The sequence below is a fragment of the Photobacterium sp. GB-56 genome (assembly GCF_003026105.1).
Lineage (GTDB): Bacteria > Pseudomonadota > Gammaproteobacteria > Enterobacterales > Vibrionaceae > Photobacterium.
Genome location: NZ_PYNW01000002.1, coordinates 64,298 through 80,820, shown reverse-complemented (window position 1 = coordinate 80,820; position 16,523 = coordinate 64,298). Strand labels below are relative to the sequence as shown.

General features: G+C 40.0%; 14 protein-coding genes and 1 pseudogene. 6 read left to right on the top strand and 9 right to left on the bottom strand.

Annotation, left to right across the window (positions count from 1 at the left end):
* Positions 1-235: 235 nt before the first annotated feature.
* From C9J42_RS03145 to C9J42_RS03125, 5 genes are all read left to right on the top strand, one after another.
* Positions 236-1,792: a SulP family inorganic anion transporter gene (locus C9J42_RS03145; RefSeq protein ID WP_107206194.1), complete on the top strand. Its 1,557-nt coding sequence runs from the start codon at positions 236-238 to the stop codon at positions 1,790-1,792.
* A 160-nt stretch (positions 1,793-1,952) separates the two neighbouring features.
* The gene (gene cobT / locus C9J42_RS03140) at positions 1,953-2,981 is read left to right on the top strand and encodes a nicotinate-nucleotide--dimethylbenzimidazole phosphoribosyltransferase (RefSeq protein ID WP_107301647.1); all 1,029 of its coding nucleotides are present in this window, start codon (positions 1,953-1,955) and stop codon (positions 2,979-2,981) included.
* Positions 2,978-3,805 (top strand): adenosylcobinamide-GDP ribazoletransferase, encoded by an 828-nt coding sequence (locus tag C9J42_RS03135; RefSeq protein ID WP_107206192.1) that lies wholly within the window; start codon positions 2,978-2,980, stop codon positions 3,803-3,805. The genes cobT and C9J42_RS03135 overlap by 4 nt, the downstream gene beginning before the upstream one ends.
* Before the next feature lie 9 nt (positions 3,806-3,814).
* Positions 3,815-4,420 (top strand): cob(I)yrinic acid a,c-diamide adenosyltransferase, encoded by a 606-nt coding sequence (gene cobO, locus C9J42_RS03130; RefSeq protein WP_107206191.1) that lies wholly within the window; start codon positions 3,815-3,817, stop codon positions 4,418-4,420.
* A gap of 154 nt (positions 4,421-4,574) precedes the next feature.
* Positions 4,575-5,009 carry a phosphate-starvation-inducible protein PsiE gene (locus tag C9J42_RS03125; protein WP_107301646.1) on the top strand — a complete coding sequence of 145 codons (435 nt, stop codon included), beginning with the start codon at positions 4,575-4,577 and terminating at the stop codon, positions 5,007-5,009.
* 67 nt (positions 5,010-5,076) lie between these two features.
* On the opposite strand, the gene C9J42_RS03120 is transcribed toward C9J42_RS03125, so the two are convergent.
* The 4 genes and pseudogenes from C9J42_RS03120 to C9J42_RS03105 all read right to left on the bottom strand — a co-directional run bounded on the left by C9J42_RS03120 (position 5,077) and on the right by C9J42_RS03105 (position 9,659).
* The gene (locus C9J42_RS03120; protein ID WP_107245914.1) at positions 5,077-6,354 is read right to left on the bottom strand and encodes a cytosine deaminase; all 1,278 of its coding nucleotides are present in this window, start codon (positions 6,352-6,354) and stop codon (positions 5,077-5,079) included.
* A gap of 9 nt (positions 6,355-6,363) precedes the next feature.
* Positions 6,364-7,605, bottom strand: a complete 1,242-nt coding sequence (gene codB, locus C9J42_RS03115) for a cytosine permease (RefSeq protein ID WP_107206188.1) — start codon at positions 7,603-7,605, stop codon at positions 6,364-6,366.
* 385 nt (positions 7,606-7,990) lie between these two features.
* Positions 7,991-8,535, bottom strand: a pseudogene (locus C9J42_RS03110) (anaerobic C4-dicarboxylate transporter family protein); the annotation flags it as partial.
* A 71-nt stretch (positions 8,536-8,606) separates the two neighbouring features.
* Complete coding sequence (locus C9J42_RS03105) at positions 8,607-9,659, bottom strand: metal-dependent hydrolase (RefSeq protein ID WP_107301645.1); 1,053 nt, start codon at positions 9,657-9,659, stop codon at positions 8,607-8,609.
* A gap of 206 nt (positions 9,660-9,865) precedes the next feature.
* Here C9J42_RS03105 and C9J42_RS03100 point away from each other — a divergent pair, with 206 nt between their 5' ends.
* Positions 9,866-10,192 (top strand): hypothetical protein, encoded by a 327-nt coding sequence (locus tag C9J42_RS03100; protein ID WP_107206186.1) that lies wholly within the window; start codon positions 9,866-9,868, stop codon positions 10,190-10,192.
* Positions 10,193-10,234: 42 nt separating this feature from the next.
* On the opposite strand, the gene yhjD is transcribed toward C9J42_RS03100, so the two are convergent.
* From yhjD to apbC, 5 genes are all read right to left on the bottom strand, one after another.
* Complete coding sequence (gene yhjD, locus C9J42_RS03095; protein WP_107206185.1) at positions 10,235-11,194, bottom strand: inner membrane protein YhjD; 960 nt, start codon at positions 11,192-11,194, stop codon at positions 10,235-10,237.
* A gap of 168 nt (positions 11,195-11,362) precedes the next feature.
* Complete coding sequence (locus tag C9J42_RS03090) at positions 11,363-13,555, bottom strand: AsmA family protein (RefSeq protein WP_107301644.1); 2,193 nt, start codon at positions 13,553-13,555, stop codon at positions 11,363-11,365.
* Between the two features lie 230 nt (positions 13,556-13,785).
* Positions 13,786-14,379, bottom strand: a complete 594-nt coding sequence (dcd, locus tag C9J42_RS03085) for a dCTP deaminase (protein WP_107206183.1) — start codon at positions 14,377-14,379, stop codon at positions 13,786-13,788.
* 124 nt (positions 14,380-14,503) lie between these two features.
* Positions 14,504-15,148, bottom strand: a complete 645-nt coding sequence (gene udk, locus C9J42_RS03080) for a uridine kinase (RefSeq protein ID WP_107206182.1) — start codon at positions 15,146-15,148, stop codon at positions 14,504-14,506.
* 143 nt (positions 15,149-15,291) lie between these two features.
* Positions 15,292-16,383 carry an iron-sulfur cluster carrier protein ApbC gene (apbC, locus tag C9J42_RS03075; RefSeq protein WP_107245907.1) on the bottom strand — a complete coding sequence of 364 codons (1,092 nt, stop codon included), beginning with the start codon at positions 16,381-16,383 and terminating at the stop codon, positions 15,292-15,294.
* Between the last annotated feature and the right edge of the window lie 140 nt (positions 16,384-16,523).

Genomic DNA, 16,523 nt, shown 5'->3' with positions numbered 1-16,523 from the left:
AGTTTAGCAATGAAAAAGCCATGCTCTTGCATGGCTTTTTTTATTATCTAATTATGAGTCAAAACCAGCGCACTTTATGTTTAATAATTACATATAGCTCTAATTTTTCACTTGTAAGCGGAGTAAATGCCGTTATTAGCCAACAAAAGTTGAAGCTAATTACAACTTTCTGTAGCATTCTGTTAACCAAAATGCGCTTTAAATACAGCAAATAATAGAAGAATCCTCAACTAACATGTTAGATTTTCCCCAAAAAACTCATCAATCCGTCAAGAACGACGTACTTTCAGGTTTAACCGTTGCACTTGCACTGGTTCCTGAAGCCGTTGCTTTCGCATTCGTTGCTGGCGTTGACCCGATGGTTGGCTTATACGCAGCCTTCATTGTCGGTTTAATTACTGCCGTTTTCGGTGGTCGCCCAGGTATGATTTCTGGTGCTACAGGTGCAATGGCCGTTGTGATGGTTAGCCTTGTTGCCCAGCACGGTATTCAATATCTTTTTGCTGCCGTCATGCTTGCAGGTTTACTTCAGATCCTAGCGGGGGTGTTCCGTCTTGGTAAATTTATTCGAATGGTGCCTCACCCTGTCATGATCGGTTTTGTTAACGGTCTTGCGATTGTAATTTTCTTAGCTCAGTTAGGTCAGTTCAAAGTTCCGGCTCTTAATGGTGGCTTAGAATGGATGCACGGCACACAGCTTTACATCATGTTAGGCTTGGTTGCGTTAACCATGTTTATCATTCATTTTTTACCAAAACTAACTAAAGCAGTTCCCTCTTCACTTGTTGCCATTTTAACTGTTACAGCATTAGTTCATGTCTTAGGTTTAGACTCTCGCACTGTCGTCGATTTTGTTCGTACCATGAGTGGTGACGCAAATGCAACACTGGCAGGCTCTTTACCAACATTCGCTTTACCGGATGTTGGCTTTAACCTCGAAACCCTAAAAATTATTTTGCCTTACTCATTAATCCTTGCTGCGGTTGGTTTAATCGAATCATTACTAACGCTAACTGTGATTGATGAAATGACAAATACACGTGGTCATGGTAACCGTGAGTGTGTTGGTCAAGGTGTTGCAAACGTTACTTGTTCAGTATTCGGTGCGATGGGCGGTTGTGCCATGATTGGTCAATCCATGATCAATATTAACTCAGGTGGTCGTGGTCGTTTATCCGGTATTACAGCAGCCATTGGCCTTCTACTGTTCATCTTATTCGGTTCATCATTTATTGAAATGATCCCACTTGCTGCGCTTGTTGGCGTAATGTTTATGGTTGTGATCGGGACGTTTGAATGGGCAAGTTTCAAAATGATGCGTAAAGTGCCAAAGCACGATTTCTTTACCATTATCTTAGTAACTTGCGTGACGGTAATTGCAGATCTCGCGGTTGCTGTACTTGTCGGTGTTATTTACTCTGCACTCGTATTTGCTTGGAATCACGCTAAAGAAATTTATGCCGCAAGCCACATTGATGATAATGGTGCAAAAGTTTACCAAGTAAATGGTCCACTTTTCTTTGGTTCAGTATCACATTTTCTTGAGTTATTTGATGCTCAAAATGATCCAAAAGAAGTGATCATTGATTTTGCTAAATCACGTGTTGCCGATCATTCCGCTATCGAAGCGATAGATACGATTGCAGAACGTTATGCTAATCGTAATAAAACCATTCATTTGCGTCACTTAAGCCCTGAGTGCAGTAAGCTGCTGAAAAAAGCAGGAACGTTGGTTGAAGTGAACGTTCTTGAAGATCCAACCTATAAAGTTGCTTCTGACGTACTCGGCTAAGAGATATTAACAAGCCCACTGACAAGGTGGGCTTTTTTCTACCTGTAGATCATATTTTACGTTTGTTTTTCTCATTCCGGCTCCCCTTATGTCAGGTTTTCTGAAACAATCACTGTATTAAGTGATTAATATTTCAAACATTCGGCAAAGGATTCGCACTGTGTTTACCATTTATCCTGTAGATAAAACTCAATCTGTCCACATTAAAAAACGCATTGATAATAAAACGAAGCCCATTGGTGCGTTAGGCCAATTAGAACCACTTGCTGAACAACTCGCATTAATACAACAAAGCGATAGACTGACCATCGATAATCCTCATCTACTTATTTTCGCGGCAGATCATGGCATTTCACAACATGGAATAAGTATTGCACCCGCAGAAGTCACCACCCAAATGGTCCATAATTTTTTAGCCGGCGGTGCGGCAGCGAACTGTTTTTGCCATAGCAATAATATGGCGCTTAAAATTGTTGACGCCGGGATTTTAGGTGATGTTAATGACCATCCAGATTTAATCAGACAGCCATTAGGCAAAGGCACTCAAGATTTTACCACTCAGAATGCAATGTCGCTTGATACCGTGAAACAAGGAATATCCGCAGGAGCGAGCGTTGTTGATTCGCTGCATCAATCAGGTACCAACCTTGTTGCGTTTGGGGAAATGGGGATAGGCAATACCAGTAGTGCTGCCGCAATTATGGCATTGCTGCTTAATCTTCCTGCTGATGCATGCACAGGACATGGTACAGGTATTGATGACAGCCAATATCAAAAAAAATTAGCGCTTATTCGTCTTGCCTGCAAACATCACTATAGTGCAACAGGCGATCCGTTAAAAGTGTTATCCGCTGTTGGTGGGTTTGAAGTTGCACAAATCACAGGCGGTATACTACAAGCGGCTGAAAACCGAATGATTGTATTGGTTGATGGCTTCATTGTAACAGCAGCAGCCTTGCTGGCTGTTGCAATTAACCCTAATGTTATCGATTACCTTGTTTTCTGTCATCATTCAGAGGAAGCCGGACATCATCGTATGCTTCAACATCTTAATGCCTCGCCATTACTTAACTTAGGCTTACGTTTAGGTGAAGGAACTGGTGCTGTATTAGCATTGCCTTTAATTAACGCTGCGTGTGCCTTTTACAATGATATGGCGAGTTTTGATGATGCAGGAGTTACTGTGTGAGCACCGATCATCAAACACAGAGCAAAGCATCACTAACGGAAAGTGGCTATCGATATCAATGGCAACTCTTTTTAGTCGCATTAGCCTTTTTCACTCGTATTCCTATACCAACCAGTACTCCATTTAGTACTGAGCGATTAAATCATGCCAATCGCTACTTTGGTGTTATTGGTCTTATTGTGGGAGCAATATGTAGCTTAATATACCTATTATTTATTCTGCTTTTTCCCGCTACAATTGCGATTGGTATTGCAATGATTTCAGGTCTGTTAATCACGGGAGCTTTCCATGAAGATGGACTGGCTGATGTATTTGACGGCTTTGGTGGTGGTTGGACGGTTGAATCAAAGCTCAACATAATGAAAGATTCTCGTCTAGGTACATATGGCGCTTCTGCACTAGTCATGGCATTGGGTTTAAAATGGATTGCACTGGTCTCATTGGCTGATATAAACCTCTACTTCCCTGTTTATGCCTTCATTGTTATTCATTGTATAAGCCGAGTCGCTGCAGCAAGTATTATCTTCTCTTACCCTTATGTTCGCGCAGATCAGGATAGTAAGGTTAAACCTTTAGCCAATCAGCAATCTTTACTCGATATTGGGATCTTACTAACAACAGCAATATTAGTACTTTCAATATTACCGCTATCTCTTGCATTAAGTTGTCTTATAACAACCATCTTGATTCGCCAAAGTTGTGGCTATTGGTTCAACCATCAACTCGGTGGATATACCGGTGATTGTTTAGGGGCGACACAACAACTTGCAGAGATAGCCGGATACCTGACATTATTAACCTTTGCGAACCATTATCATTTTTAAGGATTTCAGATGATAGATACAACCAACAAGGATGATCGCCATAAGGCGCGTCAGCAAAAATTAAAAGAGCAAGTCGATGCTCGTATTGATGCCGCCCAACACGAAAAAGGACTGGTTCTGGTAATCACTGGCAATGGTAAAGGAAAATCTACTTCAGGGTTTGGCATGATTGCGCGAGCCGTCGGTCATGGTCAGCGCTGTGGTGTCGGACAATTTATAAAAGGCACATGGGATTGTGGTGAGCGTAATTTACTAGCGCAACACGGTGTCAACTTTGCAGTCATGGCGACTGGATTTACATGGGAAACCCAAAATAAAGCAGCCGATACCGCCGCTGCAAAAGAAACATGGCAACAATGTAAAGCAATGCTAGCTGATGATAGCTATGATGTTGTATTACTCGATGAGCTGACTTATATGATTACCTATGATTATATTGCGTTAGATGACGTAATTGAGGCTATAGAAAAGCGTCCTACAACACAATCGGTGATCATTACAGGACGAGCTGCACACCGACAATTACTCGAAATTGCCGATACTGTCTCAGAAGTGCGTAATGTTAAGCATGCCTTTGAAAGCGGAATAAAAGCGCGAAAAGGGATTGATTGGTAAATGCGAATAAGCCATTAAAAGTAATAAACCTTACTTTTAATGGCTAAATAACCAACAACCAATTAATTTTTTACATTTATTACTATCACAGAGTCTATAGCTTCATATAATAGCCACATGCTTATCAGCCAGTAATGCTATTTTTGGAGCAATTATGCCGTCCCATTTACCAAAAGCGTTTAGCAAACCTTTTCTTAAAATATTTCATACCTTAGAAGCCATTCTTTTGGTGGGGATAACACTTTCTACCGTCGTTGCCATGTTTAATGAATTTATACATGTCATCGTAGAGAGAAATATTCTACTAACGGACATTCTTTTAATGTTCATCTATTTGGAAATATTAGCCATGGTTCAACAATTTGTTGTTAATGGTAAAATTCCAGTTCGTTATCCTATCTATATTGCAATAATGGCGATTGCTCGCTACATCACCCTGGGAATGAAAGAATTAGATGGCACGGTTATTATTTGGCTATCGCTAGCTGCATTTGTGTTAGCTGCAGCAACAGTAATTATTCGTATCGGCCATCATTACTGGCCTTATGACACGCCAGAGGATCCAAGCAAAAAACAAGCAGATAGCTAATATTATAATTTGAATATCAAAAAGGCACTCTATCGTGCCTTTTCTCTATTGCTATCTTTTAAACTAATTAGCGTTTAAAGGTAACACGTTCTGTTTCATCTAAATGAATTTGCGTTTCTGCAGGTTGAGTTTGGGCGATCACTTTACCGTGACGCACTGAGTATTGAACTGGCACTTGGCGACGCACCGCATCAAAACCATTCTCTGCAGGTAAAACCAATAAACTGCCCGGCTTACCCACTTCAATGCCGTAATTATCTTGAATGTTTAAGGTGCGTGCTGAGTTTTTGCTGATCAAATCTAACGATTGATTGATTTGCTCATACCCCATCACTTGGCATACATGCAGACCCATGTGAAGCACTTGTAGCATGTTGGCTGTACCTAGCGGATACCAAGGATCAAACACATCATCATGACCAAAGCATACGTTGATATCAGCCCCTAGCATCTCTTTAACACGTGTTACACCACGACGTTTAGGATAATCATCAAAACGCCCTTGTAGGTGAATATTCACTAATGGGTTAGCAACAAAGTTAATCCCTGACATACGTAATAAGCGGAACAAGCGTGATGCGTAAGCACCATTATAAGACCCCATTGCAGTGGTATGGCTTGCTGTGACTTTCTCGCCCATATTATATTTATGTGCCAGTGCGGCTACTGTTTCAACAAAACGTGACTGTTCATCATCAATTTCATCACAATGCACATCGATCAATCGATCATATTTACGTGCTAATTCAAACACGTAATGCAGCGATTCCACACCGTATTCACGAGTAAATTCAAAGTGTGGAATAGCACCGATAACATCAGCACCAAGTTGTACTGCTTGTTCAAGTAGCTCTTTACCGTTGGGGTAAGACAAAATCCCTTCTTGTGGGAAAGCGACAATCTGAATATCCACCCAAGGCTTCATTTCTTCACGTACTTCAAGCATCGCTTTTAATGCAATCAACGTCGGATCGGAAACATCCACATGAGTACGTACATGCTGAACACCGTTAGCGATTTGCCACTTCAAGGTCTGCTTAGCACGTGTTTTTACATCTTCAATCGAAAGTAACTGCTTACGCTCAGCCCAACGCTCAATGCCCTCGAATAAGGTTCCTGAAATATTCCAGCTCGGCTCACCTGCTGTTTGCGTGGTATCTAAATGAATATGTGGCTCACAAAATGGCGTTACCACTAAGCCACCAGCAGCATCTAGCGTCTCACCTTGGTGATCTGTGATGGTATGGTTATCTACAATTTGTGTAAAAACACCATTCTCAATCAGAATTTGCTTTAAGCCTGTTTCATTTTGCAACGTCGCATTATTAATCAATAAACTTGTCATCATTTTCCCTTACGCCACTTGCTTTACTGCATGTGTCTTTTTATTCATTACTGTGTTTAATAGCACGTAGCTTATCGCACCACCTAACACCGCATTCACAGGTACGATACCTGGCAAGAAATGCCCTGCCGCAACACCGACAGTAATCGCTAACATGCCAGCCCAATTAACCGTTTTAAACTCTGCTTTAGTAAAATCTTGGTAGCGCTTACGATTGATAAAGAAATCCGCAATGATCACGCCGCCAATCGGTGGAATCGCTAAGGATAGGAATGTTAGCCAACCCACAAAATTGTTATAAAGCCATAGCGCACAAAGTGTGCCGATCAAACCATTCACGACTGACAAATACTTACTCGGCAATCCAGTGATATTTGCAAATCCTAAGCCTGAAGCATAAAGCGCATTATCATTAGTCGTCCAAATATTAAGACCTAATACGATAATGGCAGGGATCAACAACCCTTGTGCAATCATCACTTCAGAAATATCAGAATGCCCTGTTACTGCAGCACCTGCTGCGCCAAAGATAAACATCAGAGAATTACCTAAGAAGAAAGCAACCATGGTCACGAGTACTGCTGATTTAGGCTTCTTACCAAAGCGAACAAAATCTGCGGTTAACGTTCCCGCACTCACAAACGAGCCAACAACCATCGCCAGTGCAACCGGAAAATCGATAGGATCGACAGGCTTCATCATCTTTAATTGATCAACACCACCAATACTTTCAACAGCCCCAGCTACAGAATAACTACCTAACACTGCAATTGCAGGTACAGCAATGGCTGATAGGATCATTAATGCCGACATACCAAAGTACACAGTAACCGTCATCAATATACCGGATACGACAATTAATACATTGGTATCAATGCCAGTGGCTTTATGAACAGGGATCGCAAACATTGCAACCCCCACACCGAACCAGCCAACTTGTGTACCGCCAAGCAATGCAGACGGTAGCCATGAGCCTTTAGTACCAAAAGAAAAACGAGCAAGAAGATGAGTAGAGAGTCCGGTGGAAGCACCGATATAGCCAAGAAAAGAAGTGTAAATACCGAGGATAAGATTGCCGATGAGAACAGCAAGGAAGAAGTCGTCAAATGAAAGTCCAGTACCAAGTGAACCACCTGTCCACATACTGGCGGAGAAAAAAGTGAGACCTAACATGACCATTGTCAGTGAAGCGACACCCTTTCGAGCAGTAAGGGGTACAGGCCCTAAACTGTAATTATTATCAGCAGCCATTTTCATCTCCGATATGAATAAATTCGTAAATCCAAGTTAAACGGCGCGCATTATGCTGATAATAAAAAAGCAATCAAGAACAATAAATTCAAACAAACAATCGAAAAATAACTAATAAACAATAAAAACATTTAAATACAAAAAGTTAAATACAAAACATAAGAATTAGATCGTACAATTTGAAACACTTAATTATCAGCTCAACATTAATTATTCAATTTACAAATTAATCATACCTTATGGGAATCTATAATTCAGCGGTAATATTTTAAGGCAATCTTTAATAAAAAAAGGGACCCATCGGATACCTTTAAAATATCATAACCTCTTATTAAATAAGCACTTGTGCAATGGCATAACCAATACAGCAAGCTGATACAACACCAATAGTACGAATTTCCGACACCATCGCGACAATGACAATCATGATTAACACTAAAATAAACAGTATCACCGCATGCATTGCAGTTTTAGGTAACTCTTCATTTAATGATGTTGAAGTCGTATGAAGAATTTGATCGCGCCAAACAGGATCGTTTAAACGACGTTGATACTCAGGATCATCAGCGATTTCTTTACCTCGACGCAAGCTATGCAGTGACAGTAATAACGTACCGACCAAGGTCGCAGGTACAGTTACCATCAAAATAGATAACAGGCTGATTGATTCATTAATGCCCGAAAATTGAGCAAGGTAATACACCACAGCGGCAGAAATAGGACTCGCCGTGATCGCTAATTGCGATGCGACAAAAGATGCAGCCATTGGTCGCTCAGGACGAATGCCATCTTTCAAGGCAACATCACCAATGATTGGCATAATGAGTACACTGCGTAACCAATACCTAGCATGAATGTCATCACGTAAGAGACTAATAGACCTACGATAGTCACACGCTTTGGATTGCTACGTAGAATACGCTCTGTAACTCGCACAGCGAAAAAAGCCGATTAGCATTACTACATCAACACATAAGAAAACAGTGAAAGAAACGTTATAGTTACGTTTTTATAACAATGTTACTGGGGCATTCATTGATCTGGCATAGATCGGCATTCACATCTTGGCTGCCTAATAGCCGTAACCATAATGCAGAAAGGTGTTTGGGTTGCACTTTTCGCTCCTCCATTTTTATCGGTGCTATTAATTGCCAACCTTGCTGCGGTGACTGCTTGGCAACGATAAAACGAAATGGCAAATATTCGATTAATCCTAACCGCAGATCTGTCACCACTAATTGATCATCAATCGTTTGATACTGAACAAAATCACTAGCAAACTTAGTTAGCATTGCAACATGCTCTGAGGGCTGTTTTAACGGTAACGTGCCTCGCTCTCGTTGCACCCATTGTATAGGGTAACCATCATCATCTTTTGGATCGAGCAAAGATGAAAAGCCCTCATAATATTTATCATCATCAAGAATAATAAACCGCCAAAGTACCGTATTAAACGGGGTTGGGCTGATAAACATGGGCTGATTGGCTAACGGTGTGTGCTTTAACTCTTGTTCAATACGGTGCTCAATAACCTTATAAGCAACAACTGACCATGCTAAGTAAATCGTTGAAACGATTAGTCCAATACTACAGAGTTTTGCCATTTTCTCTCGCCACATCAAGCTTGCAATCAGCATGATAAGCAAAGGCAATGTATAGAGTGGATCGATAATAAAGAGACTCGATACCGCAACGCTGTTATCTAAAGGCCAAAACAGTTGCGTGCCATAGGTAGTAAATGAATCAAGTAATGGATGAGTGATCAAACATGCGGCAACTAAGAGCCATAATCGACCAAATGATAATACCGTAGGTCGATAGTGATGCCATAATGTAGTGAGTAATAAAGAGAACGGTAACAACACAAAAAGTGAATGGCTAAAGCCACGATGCTTCACCGTATCTGAAATAGGATCACCATAATCAATAAAAACATCTAAATCAGGTAACGTCCCTAACGCAGCACCAATCAATAATGTTTTAGGCTTACAGTGGCGTCCTGCCACAACCGCTGCAACAGATGCCCCTAGTGCAGCTTGAGTTATTGAATCCACATACACTCCTTGTATTTAGCTTCATATCTAGCATGAAATATAAATACATAATCATTATTAATATATTAATCAGTTAACTATACCATGACAAAGTTATTACATTACGCAGTCAAACGGTACTTCTACCTTCAGTAATATGACACTACTGATATAGACAGGGATGTAGTTCGCATATCTGGCGTTGTCAGTCTATTAAAGGTAATAAAATGAAAAAAACTTGTCCTTGCTGTCAGCATAAAACCTCAGTACCAACACTCAACCAAGATACCCTCTCTTTTACCTGTGAGAGCTGTGGCATCCATCTACAACATAATGAAAACCAAGTGTTCGGCTATAGCATCGCATATATTGGTATTGTTAGCCTTGTTTTACTTATACTCAATATCAATGCCTTTATTGCCATCGCTACTGCAACAGTCAGCTATGCCATGATCCGCCGTAAGTTCATTGAACCAAGAATTGGTCTTCAAGTTAGCCAAATCAGTCATTTCCTAAAACAACTCAATATTGCACAATGTAATAAAAAAGGATGACATAGCGTCATCCTTTCTTGTATTCATCACAGAATAAAGCCGTTATTCTTCATCAGTGATCGGCGTAATACGATGTTCATTCGCTGTCGCAATCCAAGCGGCACAAAATAATGTCAAACGCGCAAAGAAATAGAAAAATGCCATTAAGCCTATAATTGAACCAAACGCGGCACCTGATGGTGAGCTTGCCAGTTTAGGTAACATGAATGTCATAGCAAACTTAATTGCTTCAAAGCCTATCGCGGCAAGTAATGTTCCTTTCATCAGTGCCCTACGATTAAAACGACGCTTAGGTAACATCCAAAAGATCCATAAAAACATAAGATAGTTAGCACAGATCGATATTGTTAAAGCTGTTGCGGTAAGAGCAGGGCGTAACCAAGTAATATTTTCTAAACCTAGCGCATTAACAATTGTTGCTTGTGCAGAGCCTGCCACTGACGTTAGTACAACAGTAAAAATTAATGCGCCCACTAACCCTGTCAGTGCGACAAAATCTTTCACATATTGCAGTAAAAAATGATCTTTATCTTCAGGTTTGCGTTCCCATACATCACGGGTTTGTGCTCGAATGGCTTCACGTAAATTCCCCATCCAACTAATACCAGAATACAAAGCAATGGCTAAACCACTTAAACCGACAGTTGTACGCTGACTAATAGCAATATTAACAGTGTTTTTTAATGTCGTTGCTAAGCTTGGATCAGTAACACCTGCAACTATTTTATCAATAATGCTATTTAGTAATGAGGCATTAGAGGCCAATATAAAACCCGCTGCTGCAAACAACACCATTAAAATAGGGATAAGGGATAAAAAAGAGAAATAAGTGATTGCTGCACCAAACTGACTCCCCAAACGATCATTAAAGCGATCCGCAGCACGGATCAAGTGATCAATAGGAGGCAAGGCTTTTATTTTATCGACCACAAAAGTAACAATCGCCATTACTTTTGACATCAAGGTTGTTTTTTCATCTGTCGACGTCGGTTTATCTATCATAATTCATCATCATGGCGTCATTCATTTATCAAGTGACAGTAATCACTGCTCACCGTCTTACTATAAAGTCGCCATTTACTTTTTAGTATCAAATACATATAAACTAGAAAAGGCTTGCCTTAATAAGCAAACCTTTTCAATAATAACGTGACCAATATAAAAATATTGTTAATTAAACAAACCTTTAAGCAATTGATCCGCTACATTTTTAATCTTTTCGTCTTTGGCTTTATCACCCAATAGCTTTTCAAGACCTCGGTTTAGCTCTTTCTTCGCTTTTTGCTCTAATTCGCTATTTTGCTTAAAGAGATTTTTTAAATCTAATTGGTATTTAGGCTGCTGCCATGTGCCTTTTATTTTAATAGGAACAGTAATCCCTTTCAATTCATCTAACCCTTTACCACTTGCTACAATAGCAGTATCTACAGAAAAATTTAATGACTCATTATTTAAATCCGTCATACCACGACCATTGATATCAAGTAATGGTGAAACAAGGTGAAGATTGTCGATCTTTGCTTGGCCTTGCCCTAATTGCAACAATGCCGTTAAAGAAGAAAAATCTGTTTTCTTTTGCTTCTGACTATCAGATAACTTTTCACCTTTTAGACGGGCTTTTGCTGAACGGATCATCTCTGATATATTCACTCCATAAACAGCGCCATCGGTTAAATTCACATTAATCGTACCTGTACTGTTATTTTTCAAATGTTGTGAAGATAAGCCTTTACCTGCAAGATTGGCGATAATATTTGCACGTCCTGCTAACTGCTTATTATTAGCAACATCTTCCAATAATGGCTGGATTTCAACGCCTTTTATTTGATTATGTAATTGATAGCTAGCCAAAGGTGTATTAACGTTCAATTGTGCTGTTCCACTCACAGTGCCTTTATATAAATTTGCCGTGAACGAATTTAACTTTGCAATCCCATTTTGAATCACAACCGACAGTTTCACATCAGACAAGTGTGCATGTGAGATAGTGAACTTTTTCGCCATTATCGTTCCGTCAACATCAATACCTTTTAGTACTGAAAGATCCGGCTCTTGTATTGCAGAGGAAGTATTTGATACCGATGGTGAAGAGGTTTGTTGTGACGTTGACGAAGCAACTTCGGTTGATGTGTTATTCGCAGCTTGATCTGATACTGCAGGCTTTTCCGATGAAACCTGGCCGTGCTGCTTGTTTAGCCAGTTATCAAGATTAATATTATCGCTAGATAAATTAAAACGGATCACAGGAACATCACGGTTGATAAAAGATACATCTCCCATTAACGCTAGTTCATCTGCATTTGCATTGAGTTTTGATAACGTCGCTGTTTTTGTCGTTATATCATAACTAGCATTGGTTTTTATGTTTACCTGCATCTTAGGGCGAGGTAACGCTTTTCCTGACAATGCATTATCTATTGAAAGATTCTCTAACGTTAGAATATTTCTATCCGACGACAATTTAAACTGGGTCTGCCCTTTGGTAACAAAAGCCAACTCAGGTAATTGACCATCTATATTTAAATTAACCGTTGCCCATTGACCATACTGAAAATGATCCAGCGTTACTTGAGCATGTTTTATCTCTGTTTTTCCATCTTGGGCCGTCAGAGATACATCTAGATTTTTTAATTCAGCCAATTGATATGCAGAAGACAGATTCAACTCGGTACTGCCTTTAGCTGCAAATTTTAGCGCATTTGCACTGCCCGAAATATCAAATGTCGCTTTCGTCCATGTATTTGGTGTCAGTTTATCTAAGGTGAAATTCACCTTATTTAACGCGATATTCGAACCGGTTTTGTCATTTATAATATCAACACTAGCATTGATAAGTTCAACCCCAGCAAGAGATATTTTCCACGGTTGTGTCGTTACCTTTGATGCCGTTGACTTCTCATCCTGAACATTACTAACAGCATCTTTATTAGCTTTTGATGATGTAGAGTCATTCACTTCTTTAGTTGATGACTTTTCAGTTAAGCCATCTAAATTACTACGACCATCTTTCAATGTTTGCACAAAAACATGCGCACCATCTAAACGCACTTTACCAATATCAAGCTCATGAGATAAAAGCGGTAATACGGAAACAGACAACTCAGCTTGCTTAAATTGAATCAGGTTTGGCTGAGCAAAGCCTTGAGGGTTATTTAACGTTGTTTCCCCCACACTTAAGCCTAATGTTGGGAAAAAACGCCAGTTAATATCGCCGCGAATATCCAACTCACGCCCTGTTTGCTTTTTTACTTGCTCTGCAATCACAGCTTTAAACTGATTGGGATTGACTAACGTGACAAGGGCTGTGATCCCAAGTACAACGACGATAATAATACCGATTAAAACATACAGTAATTTTTTCATACTACCCTCTTTCCCTTGCACCCATTATCACGATGAGGAATCTGCATAAGAAATATAAACAATTAAAATATAAGCTTAATGTTATTAAGCTCTGCGTTATGACAATGATTTATAATGATAGTTTCGCCCTAAACATCATAGTAATACCATCAGGCGATAAAATATCACACATAACAAAAAGGCAATCACTATGGATTGCCTCTTAAAATATAGATTATTGATGATTGAAATTAACTCTCTTTATCATCTTCATTAATACGACTAGCTACTGCACCTTGCTGATATTTATATTTAGCGTCAACACGTTTATTATACGGTTTTTCAGCTTCACCAGATAAGGTTTCAAAACTTAACGCACCAATTGGCATATGTGGACGCAATGCCAGTGGTAAGCGTCCTGAATTATAAAATTCAAGTACGATACGACCAGACCAACCTGGATCGATACGGTGTGCAGTAACGTGTACCATTAGACCTAAACGTGCTAATGATGATCGTCCATCCAACCAACCTACGATATTGGCAGGTAATGTCACTGATTCATGCGTTACAGCTAAAGCGAGTTGTCCTGGATGAAGGAAAAAGGCTTCTCCTTCCTCAACAACAATTTCATCACTCATAACTTTATCAAGTTGCGTTGCTACATCTTCTTTCTTTCCAGAAAGGTCGATAAAGGGTGCACCATGATCATTAAAAATACGGAAGTTATTACCAAGGGTCACATCAACCGTTAAACCACTAATACAGTCATCTGCTGGACGTGGCTCGATATTGATTTTTCCTTCATCAAGGTACGCCTTGATATCCTTGTCACAAAGTCTCATTTGAGCTTTCTCCTGAATAACAAAACACACGTATTATCAATAAAATAATACCTGTGTAGGCAAATCTTAACAGGGTTTCCCGAAAGATAAAAATAAGGCTGGCAAAGGCCAGCCTTATAAAAAATTAAGAACGTAACAACTTCGCTATATGCGCTTTAAGTACGTCGATAGCAATTCGGTTTTTACCACCGCGAGGAACGATGATATCAGCATATTGTTTTGACGGTTCAATAAATTGCATGAACATAGGGCGTACCGTCTTTTGATACTGAACGAGTACTGATTCCATAGTACGACCACGCTCTGCAACATCACGCTGTAGACGACGAAGTAGACAGATATCAAGTGGTGTATCCATAAATACGCTAGCGTGCATGATCTCACGAAGGCGTGGATCTGTAAGCAGTAAGATACCTTCTAAAATGATCACCTTCTTTGGTGTCATTTGCGTGGTTTCTTTCAGGCGAGTATGTTCGCTATAGCTATACTGAGGTACTTCTACTGCTTCACCCTTTATTAATTGCTCTAGGTGATCACAAAGTAAATCATGATCAAGCGCATTCGGATGATCATAGTTAGTTTTGACCCGCTCATCCATGGTCAGGTGGCTTTGATCGTTATAATAACAATCTTCCGTAATAACACCGATCTGATGATCGCCTACTTTTTCTTTTAGCTCTTTGTATACAGTACTGGCAATCAGACTTTTACCGGATGCAGAAGCACCTGCAATACCAATAATAACGCATTGGTGTGAATTTTCAGACATATCAGAAGGCACCTGTTAGACCACGTGGCGAGATAAATAATTAAACCGCCTGATTATAAGCCGTTGTTATGCCAGATGCCAACAAAAATGAGACATCTAGCACGTTTGAACAGAGAACGGACAAAGACCGTCTCATATTTTTGTTACATAGTACGAATTGTAATCTGCTCTACCGCCGTTTCACCTTGCCAGTACAAACGACTCGCAACAGTCGCGGCTAATTCAATATAAGCCATCGCTTGCTCAGAGTTAGGAGATACTGCCACAGTTGGTTTACCGTTATCAATATCTTGACGTACCTTAATATCAAGTGGTAGCTGCGCTAATAATGGCACTGAATATTCTTGTGCCATTTTTGCTGCACCACCAGTACCGAAAATATGCTCTTGATGACCACAGTTACTACAAACGTGGTAACTCATATTCTCAACAATACCCAGTACTGGCACATCCACTTTATTGAACATACTAATACCTTTAATGGCATCAGCTAGGGCTAAATCTTGTGGTGTAGTAACCACTAACGCCCCTGTAACAGGAATTTGCTGAGATAACGTCAGTTGAATATCACCGGTACCCGGTGGCATATCAATCACAAGATAATCAAGATCAGGCCACCATGTCTCATTAATAATTTGTGCTAACGCTTTTGAGGCCATAGGACCACGCCAAATAGTTGCACTTTCCGCAGGTACAAGGTAACCCACTGAATTGGTATATAACCCGCATGATTCAATTGGCAGCATCATTTTGCCATCTGGCGATTGTGGCTTTTGATCCATGGTGCCTAACATCATAGGAACAGATGGGCCATAGATATCTGCATCAAGTAATCCAACTTTAGCTCCTTGTTGCTGAAGACCTAAAGCTAAATTAACTGACGTTGTTGATTTACCCACACCACCTTTCGCCGAACTTACTACGATAATATTTTTCACACCACGTAATGGTTGCTTGTTCTCAACAGCCAAGGTAGCCACTTTTGCGCGTACATTAAACGTCGCATTTGAAGGAATAACACCAGTATGTTGCTCGCTGGCAATCCACTGTTCAAGCTCATTAACCAATGTAGCCGCAGCAAAAGGAATCGTGATGGTAATTAAACCATCTGCAGAGATAGAGACAACATTGGGCATATCCGCCCACTCTGAATTCAAAAGAGAATGCTCAAAATGATTTAGCCATTGGCATATATCAGCAACATTCTGAAAACGATGAGTTACATCGTTAGTCATAAGTTAACGCTCCACATAATTATTATCAAACGAGCAACAATTTAACCTTTAGTTAGTCATTTAAGAGCTTGTTGCTGCGCTAATTTTACTTGTTTTACTTAATGCTACCACCAAAGCATAAAAACTGCCCGATTTCACAA

Bases quoted from the DNA above. Each gene is read 5' to 3' on its own strand.
- C9J42_RS03145 (WP_107206194.1), top strand. From the start codon at position 236: ATGTTAGATTTTCCCCAAAAAACTCATCAATCCGTCAAGAACGACGTA.
- cobO (WP_107206191.1), top strand. From the start codon at position 3,815: ATGATAGATACAACCAACAAGGATGATCGCCATAAGGCGCGTCAGCAA.
- C9J42_RS03125 (WP_107301646.1), top strand. From the start codon at position 4,575: ATGCCGTCCCATTTACCAAAAGCGTTTAGCAAACCTTTTCTTAAAATA.
- C9J42_RS03120 (WP_107245914.1), bottom strand. From the start codon at position 6,354: ATGACAAGTTTATTGATTAATAATGCGACGTTGCAAAATGAAACAGGC.
- codB (WP_107206188.1), bottom strand. From the start codon at position 7,605: ATGGCTGCTGATAATAATTACAGTTTAGGGCCTGTACCCCTTACTGCT.
- C9J42_RS03100 (WP_107206186.1), top strand. From the start codon at position 9,866: ATGAAAAAAACTTGTCCTTGCTGTCAGCATAAAACCTCAGTACCAACA.
- yhjD (WP_107206185.1), bottom strand. From the start codon at position 11,194: ATGATAGATAAACCGACGTCGACAGATGAAAAAACAACCTTGATGTCA.
- C9J42_RS03090 (WP_107301644.1), bottom strand. From the start codon at position 13,555: ATGAAAAAATTACTGTATGTTTTAATCGGTATTATTATCGTCGTTGTA.
- dcd (WP_107206183.1), bottom strand. From the start codon at position 14,379: ATGAGACTTTGTGACAAGGATATCAAGGCGTACCTTGATGAAGGAAAA.
- udk (WP_107206182.1), bottom strand. From the start codon at position 15,148: ATGTCTGAAAATTCACACCAATGCGTTATTATTGGTATTGCAGGTGCT.
- apbC (WP_107245907.1), bottom strand. From the start codon at position 16,383: ATGACTAACGATGTAACTCATCGTTTTCAGAATGTTGCTGATATATGC.